The following is a 19,545-nucleotide window of genomic DNA, read 5'->3' on the forward strand; positions in this document are numbered from 1 at the left end:
CAGCCGATAAATATGCACGCTCGCGCACCCGCGCACCCGCGCACGCCAGTTCCCCGCAGCATTACCCCCAGGTGTCGCGTGGCCCACGGCCTTTGATGTGCAGCGGGCCCTTGCGCCACTTGTGCTGAATGTTCGGCCCGAAGATTTTCAGTTCCGTAATCACGTTCGGGCCTACCTTTTTTGCGATCGCCTGCAGGATTTGGCGTTGCATCATGCGCAGGTTCGTGGCCCAGGCGGTGGAGTCGCAGCTGATGAACAGGGTGGTTTCCTTGATCATGTTCACGTGGGTGTGTTGCGCAATCTTTTCGCCGACGAGTTCTTCCCAGTTGCCCGTGACCCACCCGCCGGCGATTTCCTTATTCCAGCCCCGCTTGCGGACCTCGCGCGCGAAGAGCGTTCCAAGCGAGTCCATGTCGCGGCGTCGCTGCACGATAAAGCCGTCTTTACCAGTGGGGATGCCGCGTACTTTCCTCCGCTTTCCGACGGGCCTCCGGTCCATCTCCGCAACGTTCTCCAAGCCGGGCACGCGAACTGAGGGATCATCCTCCACTTTCAGTTTCGCGGGTTTCCGCAGGTTGGGAACGTAACCGCCACGTTTCTTTGCTGCGGCACGCATCGCTTCGAAAGCAGCATCCAAAGCGTCCGGCGTTTCCGGAGCATCTGATACCGGTTGCTCCGGTACCGGTTCATTCGACGTGGTCAAGGAGTGACACCCTCCCTTCTTCGCGGTCTTCTACTGTCACGAGGTGCCTGGCCACCACGTGGTCTTCGAGGTTGCCGGGGAGGTCTTCGTCGACAGCCGCTGTGATGAGCACTTGCTCCACGTCGGACGCTATGCCCACCAGCTTTTCGCGGCGTTGGGCGTCGAGTTCGGCGAAGACGTCGTCGAGGATGAGGATGGGGTCCGAGCCGCCGGCACGCAGTAGTTGGAATTCGCCGAGTCGCAGCGCGATCGCCATGCTCCACGTTTCCCCGTGGGAGGCGAAGCCTTTGGCCAGCTGGTCGCCGAGGTAAACCTCTAGGTCATCGCGGTGTGGGCCCACGGTGGACATGCCGCGTTCAATATCGCGGGTACGCGCGGCACCAAGCTCAGCCAGCAGCAATGCCTCCAAGACTTCGACCGTGGGTTCCTCCCCTGCTGGGATCGTGATCGACGGCGTGTAGCGCAGGCGCGCGGGCCGCGACTCGGGCGCCACGGTCGAATAGGCCTCAAAAACGTGCGGTTCCAGGGCGCGCACTAGGTCTAAGCGTGCTTTGAGAACCTGCGCGCCGTGGCTGGCCAGGTTCGCATCCCACACGTCAAGGGTTGCCAGTGCGGAGGCGCCGTCGTCGTCTGTGTACCCGCGGCGTAGGCTCCCACCTGCGGATTTGAGCAGGGCGTTGCGTTGGCGCAGGACTTTGTCGTAGTCGGCTTTGGCGCCGGCCAACCGCGGGGTCAACGTCGCGATAATCGAATCCAGGTACTTGCGGCGCACCGCCGGTTCACCGCGCACAAGTTCCAAATCTTCGGGGGCGAAGAGGACGGTGCGCACCACGCCGAGCACTTCGCGGGTACTTTTCAGGCGAGTCCGGTTGATCTGTGCCTGATTCGCCCCGTGCGGTTTGAGCAGGAGGTGTGCGGTGAGGGCGCGGCCGTCGTTAAGCACTGTGCAGGAGATCCGCGCATTCGGTGCCCCGCTGCGGATGAGTGCGGCGTCCGAGTTCACGCGGTGTGAACCGAGGTGTGCGGCGTAGCCGATTGCTTCGACGATGTTCGTTTTGCCGAAGCCGTTGCGCCCCACGAAGATGGTCACCCCGGGTTCGAGGGTGACTTTCAGTTCCGGCCACGAGCGGAAATCGCGTAGGGACAGTTCCGCGATATGCACAGGTCATGCCCCCTTTTCTGCTTTGCTTATCGACGTCCTCCTGCCCACAACACCTGCGGTTTAACCCGGCAGGCGTACCGGCATGAGCAGGTAGGTGAAATTCGTGGCCGGCGTTGGGTACATACCGTCTTCGCCCAGCTCAGGCATGTTTTCCGGCTGCGGGATCATGATCGCGGGGCGTGCTGGTTCGGTGAAGCCGAAGACCACGCGGCCCGTGTCGATGACCGCCAGGCCATCGCGCAGGTAGGACGGGTTGAACGCGATGAGCAGATCGTCGCGGCCCGCGAATGCACACGGCACGACTTCCTCGGCGTGGCCGGCGTCGGTGCCGCCTGCGGACAGGATGACCTGGCCTTCGGAGAACTGCATGCGGATCTGGGCATTGCGGTCGGCGACCAAAGCCACGCGGCGGATCGCCTCCGAGAGCGGGCCGATTTCGATGCTGGCCATCGAAGAGTGTGCCTTCGGCAGCAGTGGCGAGATGTTCGGGAACTCCGCGTCGAGCATGCGGGTGGTGGTCTCCCGGTTGCCGGCGTGGACGCCGAAGAGGCCGTCGGCACCGATCTGGTCGCCACTGCCCACGGCGATGTCGATGGGTTCGCCGTTGTTGGTGTCCAGCGTGCGGGCGTTATCCTGCAACGTTTTCGCAGGAATGAGCAGTTCAGCTGTGATGTCCGGCTGCTTCGGCTGCCATTCCACGCGGCGCTGCGCCAGACGGAAGCGGTCCGTTGCGGCCAGGGTCAGGGTGGAACCTTCGACTTGGACGTGGACGCCGGTGAGCATCGGCAGGGTTTCATCCTTGCCGGCGGCTGCTGCGACCTGGCCGACGATCTGGGAGAAAAGCGCTGGGTCAATCTGGCCGGTGGTCTCCGGCAGCTGCGGAATCTTTGGGTATTCCTCGAGTGGAATCAGCGGCAGTTCATAGCGGCCGGATCCGCAGGTCACGATGGCTTGGGATCCGTCCACGGAGACGTCGATAGGCTTGTTGGGCTGCAGGCCAATGATGTCGGAGAGCAACTTACCTGCCACGGCGATACGCCCTGGAACCATGACTTCGGCGCTGATGCGAGCACGGGTGGAGACTTCGTAGTCGAAGCCTGCGATCTCGAGGCCCTCGTCCGTCGCCGAGATAACCATTGCACGCAGGACCGGCTGCGCAGCCTTCGTCGGAAGGTTACGTGCTACCCAGCTGACTGCATCGCCGAAATCATCCTTGGCGACCCGAAACGAAACCCCTTGTGCATCCATGTTCGCTATCTCTTGCTCCTGCTCTTTTGCTACGCGGCGACCGGAAACGTGAAATTACACGTTTCGGCCACGGACCAAACTGCTTACCAAGATACGGCAAATGTTCGCGGTATGGGAATTGTAATTTCAGGTTCCCGAAACAGGTGGCTGAATTACAAGTTTGTAATTCAATTGCTTTTCGACGCCCATCCGGTCGCCCGCGATTTTCTTGGAATTACACGTTTTCCCCACCCCCTCTTTCTTCTCTATAGAAACCAGTAATTTCTTTAGTAACAGCAATAGGGCCTGTCGAAACTGTGGAGAAGGGCCTCCCGGTGCTGGTCGGCGCGAAAATTTGGGGTGTGATTTTCGGTGTGGATGGCCTGTGGATAACTCCGCGCTTCTGTGGAGAAATTTTGGGATTCCGATCCTTCCACAGTTTCTCCACTTTTGTCATTCGGGTTCTGCACACGTTTTCCTGGGTTATGCACACCTCCGCGACCTGCGGTTTTATTGCTTCGCGACGCCACCGATCCCCCACTTTTCCCTTGGTCTAGAGCATTGCGTGCGCCGGTTGTGGCTGCGGTTTCGTGGCGAACATCTCTAAATTACAAACATGGAATTACACAACTGTGGATAGCGCTGTGGAGAGTGGGATTCAAGGGGTTCGTGGGGCTTATGGTTGTAGATGGTGCTGGTGAGGCGCATAAAAAAGGGGCGCGCTGAGCACACAGCGCGACCCTTCGGGCCGGGAGGACGTCGATAAGCGGGCTAGTTACCCGTCTTAATCTTCTGGGTGAGCTCGCGGATCTCGTCGTAGGTGTCCTGCTTCTTCGTCATCTCCTCATTGATCTTGCGCACCGCATAAATGACAGTCGAATGGTCGCGGCCGCCGAAAGCCTCCCCGATCTTGGGCAAAGAAAGATCCGTCATCTCGCGGCACAGGTACATGGCGAGCTGGCGGGCGTGCGCCAGCGGGCGCGTCTTACCCGTGCCCTGAATCTGCTCCACGGTGAAGTCAAAGTACTCACTAGCAGCAGAAATGATCAGTTCTGGCGTGATGTCCATCTGCTCGGCGGTCGGCAGAATATCGCGCAGCGCAATCTCTGCCATCTCCATATTGATGGGCTCATTGACCAGCGAAGAATACGCTGACACGCGGATCAGCGCCCCCTCGAGCTCACGGATGGAAGACTCGAAACTTGAGGCAATAAGCTCCAGGACGTCATGCTCAACGCGGGTGCCGTCGGCCTCAGCCTTCTTCAACAAAATCGCGATGCGGGTTTCTAGGTCCGGCGGCTGAATATCCGTAATCAAACCAGCCTGGAACCGCGTACGCAGGCGATCCTCCAAGGTGGTCAATTCCTTCGGCGGGCGGTCAGAGGACAAAATGATCTGCTTATTCGCCTGATGCAACGCGTTGAAAGTGTGGAAGAACTCCTCCTGCGTACCCTCTTTACCCTGCAGGAACTGGATATCGTCGACCATGAGGATGTCCAGGTTGCGGTAGCGTCGCTTGAAGGACTCCTGGCGGTCATCACGAACCGAATTGATGTAGTCGTTCGTGAACTCCTCCGACGACACATATTTAATACGTAACCCCGGCTGCAGCACCTGCGCATAATTACCGGCCGCGTGCAGCAGGTGCGTCTTGCCCAAACCAGAACCGCCGGAAATGAACAGCGGGTTGTAGGCCCGTGCCGGGTTCTCCGCCACCGCGATCGCAGCGCCGCTAGCGAAACGATTTGAGGAACCCACGACGAACGAATCGAAGGTGTACTTCGGGTTCAGCGACGTTTCCCGATCCGGGTTATGCGCCGGTTGCTCGCGGGGAAAACGCTTGGCCATGGCGTCAGCAGCCGTGTGAAGCGGCGGGGCCACCGGCTCGCCCGCCGGACCTTCGTCGCCCACACTGTGGTTCTGGTTCCACGGTTCAGCCGGCGACTCCGCCGGCGGCTCGGGCGTGACTGCCGGAGCGACCGGTGCTGCGGGCGTTTCCGCAGGCTGGGGCTTCTCGACGGGCGCCGCTGCCGGTGCGGGCGCCGGGGCTGCTGGCGCGGGCGCCGCTGGTTCGTGCTGCTCCGGCTGATTATTAAAATCCGGGTCCACCGTGACCTCGACGTGGCATGGGACGCCCATGCGCTCACCGAGGACGTGCGCGATGTACTGGCCCAATTCCTCAGAAATGACCTGGGCGGCCATCTCGTGCGGCGTAGTAATAAGCGCGAAGCCAGGGACCAGCTCGACTGGTTTGGCCAAACTTAGGAATGCGCGTTGCCGCGCGGTGAAGGCGGGAATGGTGGGGTCAGACGACTCTGAATGATGCGTGAGTTCAGAGACCACCTCGTTCCATTGTTGGGCGAGGGGTAGTTCGGCAGGTGCCACGACGTCTGCCCATCCTTTCTCTGTCTAACTCCTTCGCGAGGAGAATTTTCCCGGTTCGGTATAGCTATCAACGGGAATGCCTGGAGGTGCACAACTTCAGGTCCTTCCACCTTCCCATGCACAAGGGGAAAGTCCTGTTACCTGGCTTTCCACAGAGTTGTGCACAACTGTGGATAACTTTAGGCGAGAGAGTTATCCACAAACAACCCGCATGCCTGTGGATAACTTTCCGTGGCCCCTAAAACTGCTCTTACCAGCATAATTATAAAACCGGTGCATTTTTAGGTGCCAAGTTATCCACAGTTATCCACATCTGTGTTGATAACATGTGTGTGAAATTTTGACGCTAACGCCCCATTTTTGTCATTTCACCTCGCATTTGTCCATGTTGGTAACTTTTATGTGAAGTAGTGGGGCCGGATGGGCGTCGAGAAGCGAAAAGGTCTACATGAAGCTGTGACTTCCATGTGAGCCGGAGTGGCCTGCGCGTACGCCAGTCTCGAGGTGAAAAATGGCCGTCAGCTGGAGAAAAACACACATTTGTTATTTCGGGGGTACGTGGGGGTGGCGTGCGAAAAGGGAGGGTGTGTCGATTTGTAAGGGCCTACGACGATGGCGTATTCTGGTTGCCGTTCGTCACATCCATGTCTTCAGGCGCTTAACCAAGCTCCGGAGCGTGCATGTGCTTTAGCGAGCAGGCGCGCCGATCGTCAAGCAACGCCTTTCCCGCCCTGGGAGCGCTGCGGAGATGGTGCATCGCTACTTCGCACACCACGTGTGTGGAAACCTGCATCGCGCTGTTGAAAGTTAGTGGCTCGCAGCGCTCACACCGGGGCGGCGGCAGGCTATGCCGTGGTGAGGGCTTAGTGCCGAATAAAAGTAAAAGGAGAACACCGTGTCGAAGCGGACCTTCCAGCCTAATAACCGCCGCCGCGCGCACAAGCACGGCTTCCGTCTGCGCATGCGCACCCGCGCCGGCCGCGCAATTGTTGCTGCTCGTCGTCGTAAGGGTCGCGCAAAGCTGACCGCGTAGGAGGTAGCATGCTGCCTTCACACCTGAAAATGACGTCGCCGGCGCAGTTCAAGCGCACGATGCGACGCGGGTCGAAGGCAGGCAGCCGCACCGTAGTTGTTCACTACTGGTGTCCCTTCCTCGGAGGAGTCCAGCAGCGTGACGCGCTGACTACTTCAGTAGACCAGGTCGCATTAAGCGCAGCGCCGCGCTGCGGCCTGGTTGTTTCGAAAGCCGTCGGGAATGCAGTGGTTCGCCACCGCGTGTCCCGGCGGCTTCGTCACGTCCTAGCCAGCCTCATAGCCGACGGCACGATCCCGGACCAGGCGCACGTCGTCGTCCGGGCGCTCCCAGCCGCGGCGGAGGCTACCTCCCACAAGCTGCTTCGCGACGTCACCAGCGCCCTGGGCCACGCCACTGACAAAGCGTCACGCTCTTTAAAGCATGTGCGCTGATCGGCCGGAGGCGTCGCAAAGCGGATTAGGGACGCGGATTCTTCTCAAAGGGATGTATTTCTACCAGAAATACATTTCGGGGCTGACTCCGCCGAGCTGCCGCTTCGAACCAACCTGCAGCAATTACGCCATCGGGGCCTTACGCGAGTGGGGCGCAATCCGCGGCACAATCCTGACCGTTGTGCGACTGTCTAAATGCGGGCCGTGGCACCCCGGCGGGATTGACCACGTGCCTCCACGGATACCCGTTTAGGCCTGCGTGCACTATATTTACTGTAATCACTGACCACCCACCACGAGGAGTAACTGAGTAGAGTGCTCAACTTCATTTATTGGCCGATTTCAGCGGTCCTGTGGTTCTGGCACAAGATTTTCGCGTTCCCCTTCGGGGCAGATTCAGCCTGGTCCTGGATTTTCGCGATCATGTTCCTGACCTTCACCCTGCGTCTGCTGCTGCTGAAACCCATGATCAACCAGATGCGTTCCAGCATGAAGATGCAGAAGATGGCTCCGCGCATGCGTGAGATCCAGGCGAAGTACAAGAACGATCAGCAGAAGCTGATGGAAGAAACGCGCAAGCTGCAGAAGGAAATGGGCGTCAACCCGCTCCTCGGCTGCCTGCCCGCCCTGGCACAGCTGCCAGTGTTCATTGGTCTGTTCCACGTGCTGCGCTCCTTCAACCGAACCGGTGAAGGTACCGGCCAGCTGGGCATGTCCCCAGAGCAGAACCGTATGACCCCGAACTACATCTTCGGCGTCGACGATGTGCAGTCCTTCCTGGATGCGAACATTTTTGGCGTCCCACTTTCGGCGTTCATCTCTATGCCGAAGGAAATGTACGCCGCGTTCCCCACCGCTACTGAGCTTTCGCAGGGCCGCATCTTTATGGTGGCCGCGCCACTCATTGCAATCATCGCTTTTGCAACGCACATGAATGCTCGACTGTCGGTGGAGCGGATGAATCGTCGTCGTGAAGAGGGCAAGACTCAGGCCGCGTCCGGCGAGATGGCTGAGATGCAGCAGCAGATGATGTCCAAGATGATGATGTGGGTTATGCCGTTTACGATCCTCATCACGGGTGCGTTCTGGCACATCGGCCTGCTGGTCTACATGATGTCCAACAACATCTGGACGTTCTTCCAGCAGCGCTACATCTTCAAGAAGATCGACGCGGAGGAAGACGCGGAGATTGAGCAGAAGAAGGCAGCGCAGCGCAGCACCGCTCCGAAGCCCGGCGTGAAGCCGAATAACCCGAAGAAGAAAAAGAAGAAGTAGTTCTCCTGCGGTGTAAGTAGGTTTTCACGAGCGAGTCCCCGGCCACTGAAATGGTAGTGGCCGGGGACTTTTTCATGCGCTAGGCTATGGGGGATAAATCCATCAGCCGATGACATAAAGGGGATGTTTCACGTGAAACATGACGAAACACAGGGCGCGCCCGACGCAGATCAGACCACCGAATACCCGGTTCCTGCCGAGGCGGAGCGCATCTTCGGGGAGAACACAGACAAGGCCATCGCCTACCACCAATCACTCGCGACGACCGGTTCGGAGCGTGGCTTCATCGGTCCGCGCGAAGTCCCGCGCCTCTGGGATCGCCACGTCCTCAACTGCGCCGTCATCGGCGAGGCCATGGATGAAGGCGTCCACGTCATCGACATCGGATCCGGCGCCGGCCTCCCCGGCATCCCCCTGGCGATCGCCCGCCCCGACCTGCGCATCACTCTCATCGAGCCGCTGCTGAAGCGTTCCACGTACCTGCGCGAAGTCTGCGAAGAGCTGAACCTGGAGAACGTCACCGTCATCCGTGGGCGCGCCGAGGACGCTGCAATTCAGAAGGAAGCCGGTTCCGCGGACATCGTCACCTCCCGCGCGGTCGCTCCGCTGGGCAAGCTCTCGCGCTGGTCCCTGCCCCTGGTGAAAGTGGGTGGCGCGATGATCGCCATGAAGGGTTCCTCCGTCAGCGAGGAACTCGAACGCGACGCCGACGACATCCGCAAGGCAGGCGGCGGCCAGGGCGAGATCTTCACCGTCGGCTCCTCCGTCCTGGCCGAGCCGACCACCCTGATCAAGATTCCGCGGGTGCGATAGCGTGGGTACTAGCGCTTTACGACGCACGCAGCACCTCGTCACCGCAACTTTGCAAGGGAGCATTCAACTATGACCGAGTCCGTCATCCCACAGCGCACTCCCCTGCCCAAGCCGGACGCACCGCGCCTGATCACGGTCGCGAACCAGAAGGGCGGGGTTGGTAAGACTACCTCGAGTGTGAATATGGCGGCGGGTCTCGCGGCCGTCGGTATGAAGGTTCTGGTCATCGACTTGGACCCGCAGGGCAACGCCTCCACCGCAATGGGTGTGGAACACCGCGCGGGCACGACGTCGAGCTACGAACTGCTCATCGGCCAGGCCACCCCAGAAGAGGCGATGAAGCCTTCCCCGCACTCCCCGCTCATGTACTGCATCCCGGCCACGATCGACCTCGCGGGTGCAGAGATCGAGTTGGTGAGCATGGTCCGCCGCGAATACCGTCTGTACGACCAGCTCAAGGGCGGATTCCTGGAGGAAAATGGCTTCGATTTTGTGTTCATTGACTGCCCGCCCTCCCTTGGCCTGCTCACGATTAACGCGATGACGTTCGTCGACGAAGTCCTGATCCCCATCCAGTGCGAGTACTACGCCCTGGAAGGCGTGGGCCAGCTGCTCAACAACATCTCCATGATCCGCGAGCACCTGAACCCCAACCTGCACATCTCCGCGATCTTGCTGACGATGTACGACGCCCGCACCAAACTCGCCGAACAGGTGGTCACCGAAGTCCGCGACCACTTCGGCGACGTGACCATGCGCACCGTCATCCCACGTTCCGTCAAGGTATCCGAGGCCCCCGGCTACGGCATGCCGATCATCGCGTACGACCCCGGCTCCCGCGGTTCCCTGGCCTACATTGCGGCCGCTGAGGAATTCGTGACCCGCGGCGACTACCAGCCGGGCCCCGGCACCGGACCCATCGGCGTCTCCCCCGAGACCGCCGCACAACTAGAAGCAGCCCAGGAGGAGAGCAATGGCTAAAGCACCCCAAGGCCCCAAGATGGGCAAGTTCGAAGAATCCCGCAAAGGTGGACTCGGGCGCGGCCTCGCCGCACTGATCCCCTCCGGCCCGGAGAAGCCACGCCTGTCCGATTCGGCTGCCGACGCCATCCTCGGCGGCACCCCCGCCCCGAAGAAGAAGCCCGGCGGCGGCGACACCATTGGCCGCAAGCCTGACCCACGTGAGCCGGGCATCGATTCCATGGGCGCAACGTACCAAGAGATTCCCATCGGGAAGATCAGCCCCAACGAGAACCAGCCGCGCCAGGTCTTCGACCCCGAGCAGCTGGGCGAACTAGTCCACTCGATCCGCGAGTTCGGCCTCCTCCAGCCGATCGTGGTGCGCCCCGTCGCCGGCGGTTACGAACTCATCATGGGCGAGCGACGTTGGCGCGCCGCCTCCAAAGCCGGGCTGAAAACAATCCCGGCGATCGTCCGCGAAACCGACGACTCCGCCATGCTCCGCGACGCCCTGCTTGAAAACATCCACCGCGTCGAACTCAACCCCCTCGAAGAAGGCGCCGCCTACCAGCAACTTTTGGAAGAATTCGGCGTCACCCAAGAGGAACTAGCCAAGCGACTGGGACGCGCCCGCTCGACGGTCACCAACACAATCAGGCTCCTGCAGTTGCCTATCGACGTCCAAACGCGCGTCGCCGCCGGCGTCCTGTCCGCAGGGCACGCCCGTGCGATCATGAGCGTCAAGACCGGCGAGGCCGACCAGGTAGCCCTGGCCGAACGCGTCGTCGCCGAAGGCCTCTCGGTCCGCGCGACGGAAGAAGCCGCCACCCTACTCAACCGCGGCGAAAAACCCGCCGAGAAGCGCAAGCGCGAGCCCATCCCCCAGCCCGAATACTTCACCCGCTCCGCCGAGCGCCTAGCCGACGCATGGGACACGAAGGTGACCGTGACCATGGGCAAGCGTAAGGGAAAGATGGTCGTAGAATTCAGCGACCAGGATGACTTCGAACGCATCATGGGACTGCTTGGCAAAGCCTAGCGTGCGTACGTCGGGCCGAGAGGCAAAGAAGCTCTGACCCCCAGTTACATACTGGGGGTCATCTTATTAGCTAGTGGAAATTTCTGAACTGCTTTCTTAAATGCTATCCGCTAATCCCCCTTGCGCATAGTTCAGTATAAATGTACTGTCTAGGAAATTCCTCGACAGTCGCGATTTAACTCCTACTGGCGTTATGCCTCAGCACTGTTACCGCTTTTGGACAGAGTCCTCTACTGAATAATGGTTGCTTTAATTCCTGCTCTTACCCTGTTTTTGTTGGGATCGTTGGCTGAACCAACACACCCGTTTCTGGTCCTGTTTATTCCGGCATGTGGCGTCGCTAGTAGTGCCGGGTTCTTGCTGCCAGCCTCGGTAAACCGCTGCGCAACATCAATCCTTCTTCCGCTAGGAGTTCCATCCGTACTAGCCTTACTGGCAATCACAGGGCCTCCGCTGATTCTCATCGTGTGGAGCCCTATAATCGCTGGCATCGGAGGCGGGTGCGGTTTTGTATACCTCGTCCAGAAATCACGTTTCGATGTAACTAGTAGTGCTAATGTTCGGTGGAGCAATGCCCAAGTTTTATGTATTATCTCGTGTATTGCTGAGTTGTTTTCGCGTAGCGTCCTGCACGAATATTACTCCCCTGAATTCACCTACCTCTTAATAATATCTGCGATACTTTCGCTCGCGATATTCCAGTGGCCAGTTATCAGTACAGCAGCAATTACTGTGATTGCATGCGTGATAATTCAATTCGACGTGTGGGGGCAATACCCATTACTTCTGCTATTCATTCGCGCGATATCGACGGCTGGCGTGTGCGAAGTAATGCGCTACGCTTTAGCGCAGAATTGGGTACGTTATCCTGCGCCCAGTAAGGCCTCCCAGCGCTCCTAAACTCCTACGCCCCGTGTTCGGCCTCAAGCAGTTCGGAGAAGTTGTACGTGCCGGTGGCGTGGGTGTCCTCGTCGAGGAGGTAGAGACGCTTCACCGCGACAACAATCGCTTCGGCGATGGCGTCGCGCTGCTTTGGATCGGTTAGCACGGCGACGTCGTGGGGGTTGGAAAGGTAGCCGGCGACGACGTCGACGGTTGGCATCTTCGTTAGGCGAAGCAATTCCCACGTGCGGGCGTGATTACCGCAGTTCGTCAGCGAGGTGCGTGCGGAAATTTCGCGTTGAATGTATCCGGAAAGCATTTCGCCGGTCATTGAAGAGTTGCCGATTTCTGAACCGAAGTAGAAGGTTGCGCAGCCGTTGGCTTTCTCGTTCGGGTACTGGTCAGCTTGCAGGGAGATCATGATGTCGGCCTTCGCGGCGTTTGCCATGGCGGCACGTGCACGCGGGCCAGGATTATCGCCGCGCGGGCGGGAGATAATAACTTCCACGCCCAGCTTTTCCATGCGTTCGCGGGTGCGGGCGGCTATGTCCCAGAGGATTTCCTCTTCGCTAATGCTGCCATGCTTGCCGCGGACTACTTGGCCGGCTTCATCGCCGCCGAGGCCCGGGTCGAGGACGATCTTCTTGCCACGCAGCGAGGGGCCGGCGGCGCGGACGTATTCACGCTCGTGGATTGACTGCAGGGAACCGCCGGTGATGCGGCGTCCGAGGAGGCTCAGGGCGCGGACGGTGTCGTCGCCACACACGCCATCAGGCTCGAGGCCGGAGTTGAGCTGGTAGGACTTGAGTGCTGTTTCGGTATTTGTGCCGAAGACGCCGTCGATACGCGAAGTGTAGAAGCCCAGCTCTTGGAGGTGATTCTGGAGTTGGGAGACGTCGTCGCCAGTGACGAAGTTTTCTTCGTCGAAGACGAGGACGCGGGCGCCCAGCGAATAGGAGGCGCCACGGAGTTCGCGCAGTGTCAGTTCGTCAATGTTGCCACTGGGCACGATGCCGCGCGACTGTTGGAAGGCTTTCACGATGACGGCCAGGGGGGCGTCGAAAAGCTGCTCCTCATCGGCGAATTGCGTGGTAGAGCCTTCAGTGGTGGGGTGCGGGCCGTCGTAGTCTCCGAGCATCCCAAGGCGGGAGAAGGTGAGACGAACTTCGGCGACGCGCGGGCTACGGTCACCAACGCGTAAAACTTGCGGCACCAGATGACCCCTTTTTCGTAGTAACAGAACTAAAAATCAACACTAGCACTTAGAGGTGCTTATTAATCACATCAATGATGTCAGATTTCGGGCGGTTCCCCGCGAACTCATCCACCTTCTTGCCATCCTTAAAGATAAGGACAGCTGGGATGCTCATGATTTGGAACATCGCGCCCAGGGAACGCTCCTGATCGACGTTGACCTTCGCGAACGTGACCTTGTCGCCCATTTCGCTGGCGATCTCATCGATCACGGGCGAAAGCTTCTTGCATGGGCCACACCACGCTGCCCAGAAATCAACGACCACGGGCTTATCGGACTCGATGACCGTGGACTTGAAGGTGGACTCGGTAACGTCGATGACGTTGCTCATCGTTCTCCTTTGGTTGGGGCGGATTCTTTCTTCATCAAATTCCGCCCCAGTCTACGTGGAAAACCCACACCATAGAAAACGGCTATGCACCCTGCTCCGCTAAGAAGTGTTCCGCATCAATCGCGGCCCGGCATCCGGAGCCCGCGGCGGTGACGGCCTGCTGGTAATGGTCGTCAACCAAATCGCCGCACGCAAACACGCCCGGGATGGAAGTGCGTGTCGACGGCTCGTCGACCCACACGTAACCCCCCTCCTTCAACTTCACCTGGCCGTCCAGGAATGCCGAACGCGGGTCGTGGCCGATGGCAACGAACATTGCGGCGGTAGGTAGTTCCAGCTTCTCGCCGGTCACCGTGTCGCGGAGGATCAGGCCCGATACCTTATTATCGTCCTGCACGACTTCCTCAACCACCTTGTTGGTGAGGAACTCGATCTTCTCATTCTCGCGTGCACGGTCCAGCATGATCTTCGAAGCACGGAACTCTTCACGACGGTGCACCAACGTCACCTTCGACGCAAAACGGGTCAAGAACGTGGCTTCTTCCATGGCGGAGTCCCCACCACCGACGACCACGATCTCCTTGTCGCGGAAGAAGAAACCGTCACACGTTGCACACGACGACACGCCACGGCCCATGAGCTCCTGCTCCCCTGGGACGCCCAGGAGGCGCGGTGCGGCACCCGTGGCCAAGATGACGGCGCGTGCACGGAAAGTCTGGGAACCCACGTGGATTACCTTCACGTCCCCTTCGAGCTCTACGGAATCGACGAGTTCCATGCGCAGGTCCGCGCCAAAGCGCTGCGCCTGGGAACGCATCTGTTCCATCAGCTCGGGGCCCATCACCCCGTTCTGGAAGCCTGGGTAGTTTTCCACCTCCGTGGTGTTCATCAGCGAACCACCAAACTCGTAGCCCTCAAAAACGATCGGGCTCAGCTCGGCGCGCGCAGCGTACAGGGCTGCGGTGTAGCCGGCAGGGCCCGAACCGATGATCGCCACATCGTAAACGGTGGCGTCATCATTGCCACCCGTTGGTGCTGAATTATCTCCGGACGTGTTCAACGTAATCATGGCGACAATCTTAGAGGTATTAGGCGTGCAGTACCATGCGCAGGCAGTCGCGACCCCGCGCCCGACGCGACTTAATCGTCCCCACAGCCACCCCCTCACGTGCGGCGACATGCTTCACGGAGTAACCGAAGGCGTCGATAAGCACCAACGCAACCACCTGCTGCGCTGAAATGTGCCGCAATGCCGCCCGCACCCACAACGCCGTGTCCCACGAATCCAGCGGGTCCCACGCTAACTGTGCATAAAAAGTAGAGAGGTCAGCGGAATCGGTGGGCACTTCACGACGAAACCTGTGCCTCATAAAATCTGCCCCCACATTCATACAGATACGGTGCAACCAGGTAGATAGCTTGGCCGTCCCTCGGAAAGTATCCATCTTCTGGGCGGCCTTCAGGAAGGTGTCCTGGACGATGTCATCAATATCAGCCTCCGTGCGCGCATACCGGCGCGCCACCCAGCGGACCGCGCGCTCGTGGCGGCGCACAATCTCCCTGAATGCGCGCGAATCCCCTGCCAGATGGTGCCGTGTTAAAAATTCGTCCGTGGCGGACGCATAAATGTCTCCCCCGTGCATAACCCCGAGTTCCCCTTGTACGTAGTTTTCCTTTCCCCGCCGACCCCACGGCGAAGTGTGCCCCATGATGCCATAGTTTTACGGGGCGCGCCACCTCTTGCGGAGATGGCTTGTATCGATGCTCAGCGATAGGGTTACATAGCATGAAACGAATCTACGTACCATTGTTTTGGTACTCATGTGCGTGCCATTCCACCTTTTCGTGTGGATTGTTTCCCCTGACCAGAACCTCACTGTCTCGGTCTGGCCACTTTCTTATCCCCTTTATCTGTGGGATATTTCATTTGTCATCGCCCTCATTCTGAGATATAGCGTGATAATTTCCATCCCCCTTATTTTTGTGCGTGCGACATGGAATCGTTGGATTGCCGGATTCGCTTTCATCACGCTTATTGTGGCGCAGATTCTTCCGTGGTTCGTGATCACTCCTTTTGTCGAGGATCTCAGCGTCTGGTCCAAGATTATTTATCCGCCTATTATCATCGCAGCAGGCGCCCACCTGGTGTACGGGTTACGTAAAGAAAAGTGTGGTTCCAATCCGGGATAACCCCGCCCAGCAGGCCGGAAACGGGTGCCCATCGCCCCGCACTGCGCGCTCTCGGCGGGGCATGGGCTTGGCGGTGATATGAAAAAGACATTGTGCGATCGTCTGGAAAAATCCACCTGGGGGTTTAATGGGCCTTAACTGGCAGAATGTCTTTTTCGTATCACGCGGCGCAATCTGCGTATATCCGAGACTCACCTGCGTGACCCAGTAAATAAAAAGGCCGGCTCGCGGAGCGGGATGCAGCACGGCAGGACACACTTTTCTGTGTTTAACTCTGATAGACGCCTGGTGGAGCAACAAAAAGAACGCACCGGCCGAGTAGCCGGTGCGTTTCGCGCAATACGCCGGAGGCGTGTGAACTACGGTGTCGCAGTCTCTGCCTCGGCAGGTTCCTCCACTTCGATGGACTTCGGCAGTGGCGGTGGGTTGTAGGAACCAATAACGGAAACCTCATTGATATCCACGCGGCCCGATTCCACGGGCATGGTGGTCAACCAGATCAGTACCGCGCCAGAGCGTGGCACGCCCTCAGTCTTGGGTTCGATGTTGGTCTTGCCGCCGCGGATGGTGCCGTCGGCGATACGCGGCAGTTCCTCCAGCGGGGTGTCCGGGGTGACCTCCGGTGGGAGGGCGTAAATGCTGTAGTGCGCGCCCTTAGAATCCGTGGTGTCCAACACCAGGTGCTGCAGGTACACGTCCTCGGCGATCGCCACGCGCAGGCCCACGCCCGGCTTGGTGCCCAAACCGTTGGGGTATTCGGCGGTGGCCCAGGAGGTGGCGGGGTCGTCGTCGATAGCCAGGGGCGCATCCTCGGGGTTGTCCATGGAGATGTCGGTGCCCGGTGCGCCCCACACGCGGGCGTCGGTGGCAGGGAAGACCAGGGACATTCGCTGCGGTTGCGTCGTGGTGGTCGCCGCGCCTTGGAGGGAATCGGAGGTGACCGGGGCGTCGGGGTCATCGCCGCCGAGCACACCCACGATGTATGTCACCGCGGCCGCCGCCAAGGTCACCACGCCGACCGCGCCGACGATCAGGAGGCCGGTGCCACGCCTGGTCATGGAGCGGTCGCCGAAACCGGTCTGCGCCTCCACGGTGGGGGCCTGTTCGACTTCTACGTCGAGGACGGGTTCCTCGCCCTCACCGGCGCGTCGCAAAGCTTCGGCGATGTCTTCTGGGGTGATCTCGGACTCGCCGGAATCATCGTCGGCAGCCTGCTCGGCCAGCTTCTTAGCGGCGGTGACGTCGGCGGGGGCGGTGTCGTCGATAAGCAAATTCAGTGCAGAGGCCAAAGCCTCCATGTCTTCCGCGCGGGAATTATCCGGCAAGACCGCGGGGAACGCCAGCACCGCGTGACCGTCGGTGGAAATGCGGATCCGCGACCAGTTATCCAGCCCCAGCGGCACGTGCTCCGCGTGGGCCGCACCCGTCGCCGCCGCAATCGGCGACAGCGCCAGAGCCGCCGCCTGCGGGTCCACTCCCCCGGCCTCAGCGACACTGCGTAACGACGACCCCTCCACCCAATCAGCCACAACCATGCAGCCAGACCGGTAACCCCGGACCTGGATCCCGGTTGCGATACCTGGGTGCTTCAGGCTCGAGAGCACCTGCGTACGGCGCGTCACCTCAGCGGCCTTCGCCGAAGCCTGCGCCGGGGTGAGAGGCGCCAGCGGGGATGCACCCGCAGTATCGACGAACGTGAGCGCCACCAACTGCTTCGTGCGCAAATCCTGCGCCTGCCAGAACTGGGCGCCCTGGGCGGTACCGTGCTCGCGCAGGAGACGGAACCGGCCGTCGGACACCGGCGCTCCCGGCACCAGGCGTGGCCCGCGGACCACACCCGCGGACATGGGCGGCGGAACTGGGGACGCGACGAAGGAATCCAGGCCGGAGAACTCCACAGCCTTCTCCTCCTGGGACACCTCGCCCACAGCCAACTGCTCCTCCGGGTCCGTGCGGATGAAGCGGCGCACAAACGGGATGCGCTGGAAAATCGCGGCCAGATTCTGGACCTCGGGCAGGCGGGAGAAGCTCAGCACGATGCCGGTCACGATCAGGAAGATCACGCCCAACACGCCCAGCAGGACGATGGTGGCGATCGAGCCGAGTTCGTCGACCGGGAAGACCAAGCCCAGCAACCAGTGCGTCAACGTGGACGCCGCCACACCCACGATTGCCGCCGCGGCCGCCCACATGGAGGTCCGCAAGACCTGGCGCATACCCAGGTTGCCCAGCTTGCGCTTGAGCAGGAACACGCCGATCACGGCACCGGCGACGAAACCAAAACCATTCGCAGCACCCAACAGGATGACCACATTCTTCGTGGAACTGGCCACCAGCGGGGCCGCCGCCGACAGCACCACCTTCGTGATCGTGATACCCGCGATGATAAAGGTTGGGATCCAGGCTTCCTCACGCGCATAAAACACGCGCAAGTGCAGCAAGACCAGCGCGTACGGGATCAGCGTGAACGCCGCGAAACTGACGGTCAGGCCCAGGGTGTACGCATCTTCTGGGTTGAAGGCGCCGTACTCGAAGAGCGCGGTCGCCAACTGGGGGCCGTAGGCGGTCATGAAAATGACGATCGGAATCAGCGCGATGAACGTCAGTTTCGTTGCCATCGTGAGGTCACGGACCACGGCCTTATCGTCGCCGTCGGCGGCGTTACGCGAAAGCCGCGGCATGATCGCGGTCAACAGCGTGACACCAATAATCCCGTACGGCATCTGCAACAGCAGCCAATGCTGCTGGTAAATCAGCGGCGCGGACTCATCCGCAGCCGATGCGATATTCGTGGTAATCACGTACCCCAACTGGGAGATCGCCACATACACCACAATCGCCAGGGCCATGCCGCCGAACTGCTTCAGCCGCGCATCAATCCCCCACAAGGGGCGCAGGTCAATGCCCGCGCGCTTCAGCGGCGGAATCATAATCAACAGCTGCACGACGACACCAAGCGTGGTACCCGCCCCCAAAAGCAGGACGTGCGGGTCCAGAATCGTCACCGACGCCGCCGGATTCAAACGCCCCGGGACCAGCATGTACAGCAGCAACACCGCAATGCACACAATATTGTTGGCCACCGGCGCCCACGCCCCCGGCTTAAACACGCCCTTCGTGTTCAACACCGCCATGAACAGTGAGAACAGGCCGTAGAAAATGATCTGCGGCAGCAAAAGGTACGCGAAGCTGGTGGCCATCGATATGTTGACCTCGCCGTCGTCGCGAAGCATCGTCTTAGTCAGCCACGGCGCACCCACCACCGCCGCCACCGTAATCACACCCAGCAGCGTGAACGCCAACGTGAACAGACGACGCACAAACGCCGCACCCCGATCCGGATCCTCCTTCTCCGCGCGCACCAAAACCGGCACCACAAGCGAAGTCAGGACCGCGCCCAGCACGATCTCCGTAATCAAGTTCGGCAGCGTATTCGCCACCGTAAACGCCGACCCCACCGCGCCGCCCAACGACGCGCCAATCAACGCATTACGGAAGAAACCCGTGATACGCGAAATCAGTGTTGCCACCGCCATCGAACCGGAGGCACGCACCACATCACGGTCGGAGGTCCCCTCCTGCGATGCCGTCGCCTGTGCGGTCGCCTCAGCTGTGGCAGTCGCGGTCGGGGCAGCCGGCGGCGCAGCAGGGGCCGCAGTCAACTTAGACTTATCGACGACCACCTCCTCCCTCTCCGACGCCCGGTTACCAGGCTTCGGGCGGGGTTGCGGAACCGGAGCCGGCGGAGACGGCTCCACGATGCGCGAACGCAACCCCACCGGGACGCCTTGGGTGCGGGCGCCGGGGTTGGTGGCGCTGGCGTTTGTGGCCACGGAATTTGAATCAGTCACACGCC

At 60.4% G+C, this 19,545-nt stretch carries 16 protein-coding genes and 1 pseudogene; 8 read left to right on the forward strand and 9 right to left on the reverse strand.

Annotation, left to right across the window (positions count from 1 at the left end):
* Nucleotides 1-61 precede the first annotated feature (61 nt).
* The 4 genes and pseudogenes from ATK06_RS03490 to dnaA form a co-directional block, all read right to left on the reverse strand.
* The gene (locus tag ATK06_RS03490) at nucleotides 62-616 is read right to left on the reverse strand and encodes a DciA family protein (RefSeq protein ID WP_098389380.1); all 555 of its coding nucleotides are present in this window, start codon (nucleotides 614-616) and stop codon (nucleotides 62-64) included.
* A gap of 70 nt (nucleotides 617-686) precedes the next feature.
* Entirely contained in the window at nucleotides 687-1,865 is a 1,179-nt protein-coding gene (gene recF, locus ATK06_RS03495; protein ID WP_048378610.1) for a DNA replication/repair protein RecF, read from the reverse strand.
* 60 nt (nucleotides 1,866-1,925) lie between these two features.
* Complete coding sequence (gene dnaN, locus ATK06_RS03500; RefSeq protein WP_098388850.1) at nucleotides 1,926-3,113, reverse strand: DNA polymerase III subunit beta; 1,188 nt, start codon at nucleotides 3,111-3,113, stop codon at nucleotides 1,926-1,928.
* 750 nt (nucleotides 3,114-3,863) lie between these two features.
* Nucleotides 3,864-5,411: pseudogene (dnaA, locus tag ATK06_RS03505) on the reverse strand (chromosomal replication initiator protein DnaA); the annotation flags it as partial.
* A 961-nt stretch (nucleotides 5,412-6,372) separates the two neighbouring features.
* On the opposite strand from dnaA, the gene rpmH reads away from it, so the two are divergent.
* The 7 genes from rpmH (at nucleotide 6,373) to ATK06_RS03540 (ending at nucleotide 11,031) form a co-directional block, all read left to right on the forward strand.
* A complete protein-coding gene (rpmH, locus tag ATK06_RS03510) occupies nucleotides 6,373-6,510 on the forward strand; it encodes a 50S ribosomal protein L34 (RefSeq protein WP_048381908.1) in 138 nt (45 codons plus the stop codon).
* A gap of 8 nt (nucleotides 6,511-6,518) precedes the next feature.
* Nucleotides 6,519-6,944, forward strand: coding sequence for a ribonuclease P protein component (rnpA, locus tag ATK06_RS03515; RefSeq protein ID WP_098388851.1), 426 nt, complete (start codon nucleotides 6,519-6,521; stop codon nucleotides 6,942-6,944).
* Nucleotides 6,934-7,197, forward strand: coding sequence for a membrane protein insertion efficiency factor YidD (gene yidD, locus ATK06_RS03520; protein WP_083986220.1), 264 nt, complete (start codon nucleotides 6,934-6,936; stop codon nucleotides 7,195-7,197). Before rnpA ends, yidD begins: the two co-directional genes overlap by 11 nt.
* 62 nt (nucleotides 7,198-7,259) lie before the next feature.
* Complete coding sequence (yidC, locus tag ATK06_RS03525) at nucleotides 7,260-8,219, forward strand: membrane protein insertase YidC (protein WP_048381903.1); 960 nt, start codon at nucleotides 7,260-7,262, stop codon at nucleotides 8,217-8,219.
* Nucleotides 8,220-8,342: 123 nt separating this feature from the next.
* Nucleotides 8,343-9,032 carry a 16S rRNA (guanine(527)-N(7))-methyltransferase RsmG gene (gene rsmG, locus ATK06_RS03530; RefSeq protein ID WP_098388852.1) on the forward strand — a complete coding sequence of 230 codons (690 nt, stop codon included), beginning with the start codon at nucleotides 8,343-8,345 and terminating at the stop codon, nucleotides 9,030-9,032.
* Between the two features lie 69 nt (nucleotides 9,033-9,101).
* Nucleotides 9,102-10,013 (forward strand): ParA family protein, encoded by a 912-nt coding sequence (locus tag ATK06_RS03535; protein WP_098388853.1) that lies wholly within the window; start codon nucleotides 9,102-9,104, stop codon nucleotides 10,011-10,013.
* Nucleotides 10,006-11,031, forward strand: coding sequence for a ParB/RepB/Spo0J family partition protein (locus ATK06_RS03540; protein WP_249026784.1), 1,026 nt, complete (start codon nucleotides 10,006-10,008; stop codon nucleotides 11,029-11,031). The genes ATK06_RS03535 and ATK06_RS03540 overlap by 8 nt, the downstream gene beginning before the upstream one ends.
* A 904-nt stretch (nucleotides 11,032-11,935) precedes the next feature.
* On the opposite strand, the gene ATK06_RS03545 is transcribed toward ATK06_RS03540, so the two are convergent.
* The 4 genes from ATK06_RS03545 to ATK06_RS03560 all read right to left on the reverse strand — a co-directional run bounded on the left by ATK06_RS03545 (nucleotide 11,936) and on the right by ATK06_RS03560 (nucleotide 15,142).
* On the reverse strand, nucleotides 11,936-13,126 hold the full coding sequence (locus ATK06_RS03545; RefSeq protein WP_048381899.1) for an N-acetylmuramoyl-L-alanine amidase: 1,191 nt from the start codon (nucleotides 13,124-13,126) through the stop codon (nucleotides 11,936-11,938).
* 49 nt (nucleotides 13,127-13,175) lie between these two features.
* Complete coding sequence (gene trxA / locus ATK06_RS03550; protein ID WP_048381897.1) at nucleotides 13,176-13,499, reverse strand: thioredoxin; 324 nt, start codon at nucleotides 13,497-13,499, stop codon at nucleotides 13,176-13,178.
* Nucleotides 13,500-13,581: 82 nt separating this feature from the next.
* The gene (trxB, locus tag ATK06_RS03555; RefSeq protein WP_048381896.1) at nucleotides 13,582-14,568 is read right to left on the reverse strand and encodes a thioredoxin-disulfide reductase; all 987 of its coding nucleotides are present in this window, start codon (nucleotides 14,566-14,568) and stop codon (nucleotides 13,582-13,584) included.
* 19 nt (nucleotides 14,569-14,587) lie between these two features.
* Nucleotides 14,588-15,142, reverse strand: coding sequence for an RNA polymerase sigma factor (locus ATK06_RS03560; RefSeq protein ID WP_048381894.1), 555 nt, complete (start codon nucleotides 15,140-15,142; stop codon nucleotides 14,588-14,590).
* 340 nt (nucleotides 15,143-15,482) lie between these two features.
* On the opposite strand from ATK06_RS03560, the gene ATK06_RS11045 reads away from it, so the two are divergent.
* Entirely contained in the window at nucleotides 15,483-15,689 is a 207-nt protein-coding gene (locus ATK06_RS11045; RefSeq protein ID WP_143341386.1) for a hypothetical protein, read from the forward strand.
* A 359-nt stretch (nucleotides 15,690-16,048) separates the two neighbouring features.
* Here ATK06_RS11045 and murJ read toward each other — a convergent pair whose 3' ends face one another.
* On the reverse strand, nucleotides 16,049-19,372 hold the full coding sequence (murJ, locus tag ATK06_RS03570) for a murein biosynthesis integral membrane protein MurJ (protein ID WP_428839366.1): 3,324 nt from the start codon (nucleotides 19,370-19,372) through the stop codon (nucleotides 16,049-16,051).
* Nucleotides 19,373-19,545 lie beyond the last annotated feature (173 nt).

Origin of the sequence: Corynebacterium renale (assembly GCF_002563965.1) — a bacterium.
Classification (GTDB): Bacteria; Actinomycetota; Actinomycetes; order Mycobacteriales; family Mycobacteriaceae; genus Corynebacterium; species Corynebacterium renale.

Excerpts from the sequence above, each read along its gene's own strand:
- ATK06_RS03490 (WP_098389380.1), bottom strand. The coding sequence starts at position 616 with ATGCGTGCCGCAGCAAAGAAACGTGGCGGTTACGTTCCCAACCTGCGG.
- dnaN (WP_098388850.1), bottom strand. The coding sequence starts at position 3,113 with ATGGATGCACAAGGGGTTTCGTTTCGGGTCGCCAAGGATGATTTCGGC.
- rnpA (WP_098388851.1), top strand. The coding sequence starts at position 6,519 with ATGCTGCCTTCACACCTGAAAATGACGTCGCCGGCGCAGTTCAAGCGC.
- yidD (WP_083986220.1), top strand. The coding sequence starts at position 6,934 with ATGTGCGCTGATCGGCCGGAGGCGTCGCAAAGCGGATTAGGGACGCGG.
- rsmG (WP_098388852.1), top strand. The coding sequence starts at position 8,343 with ATGTTTCACGTGAAACATGACGAAACACAGGGCGCGCCCGACGCAGAT.
- ATK06_RS03535 (WP_098388853.1), top strand. The coding sequence starts at position 9,102 with ATGACCGAGTCCGTCATCCCACAGCGCACTCCCCTGCCCAAGCCGGAC.
- ATK06_RS03540 (WP_249026784.1), top strand. The coding sequence starts at position 10,006 with ATGGCTAAAGCACCCCAAGGCCCCAAGATGGGCAAGTTCGAAGAATCC.
- trxA (WP_048381897.1), bottom strand. The coding sequence starts at position 13,499 with ATGAGCAACGTCATCGACGTTACCGAGTCCACCTTCAAGTCCACGGTC.
- trxB (WP_048381896.1), bottom strand. The coding sequence starts at position 14,568 with ATGATTACGTTGAACACGTCCGGAGATAATTCAGCACCAACGGGTGGC.
- ATK06_RS03560 (WP_048381894.1), bottom strand. The coding sequence starts at position 15,142 with ATGCACGGGGGAGACATTTATGCGTCCGCCACGGACGAATTTTTAACA.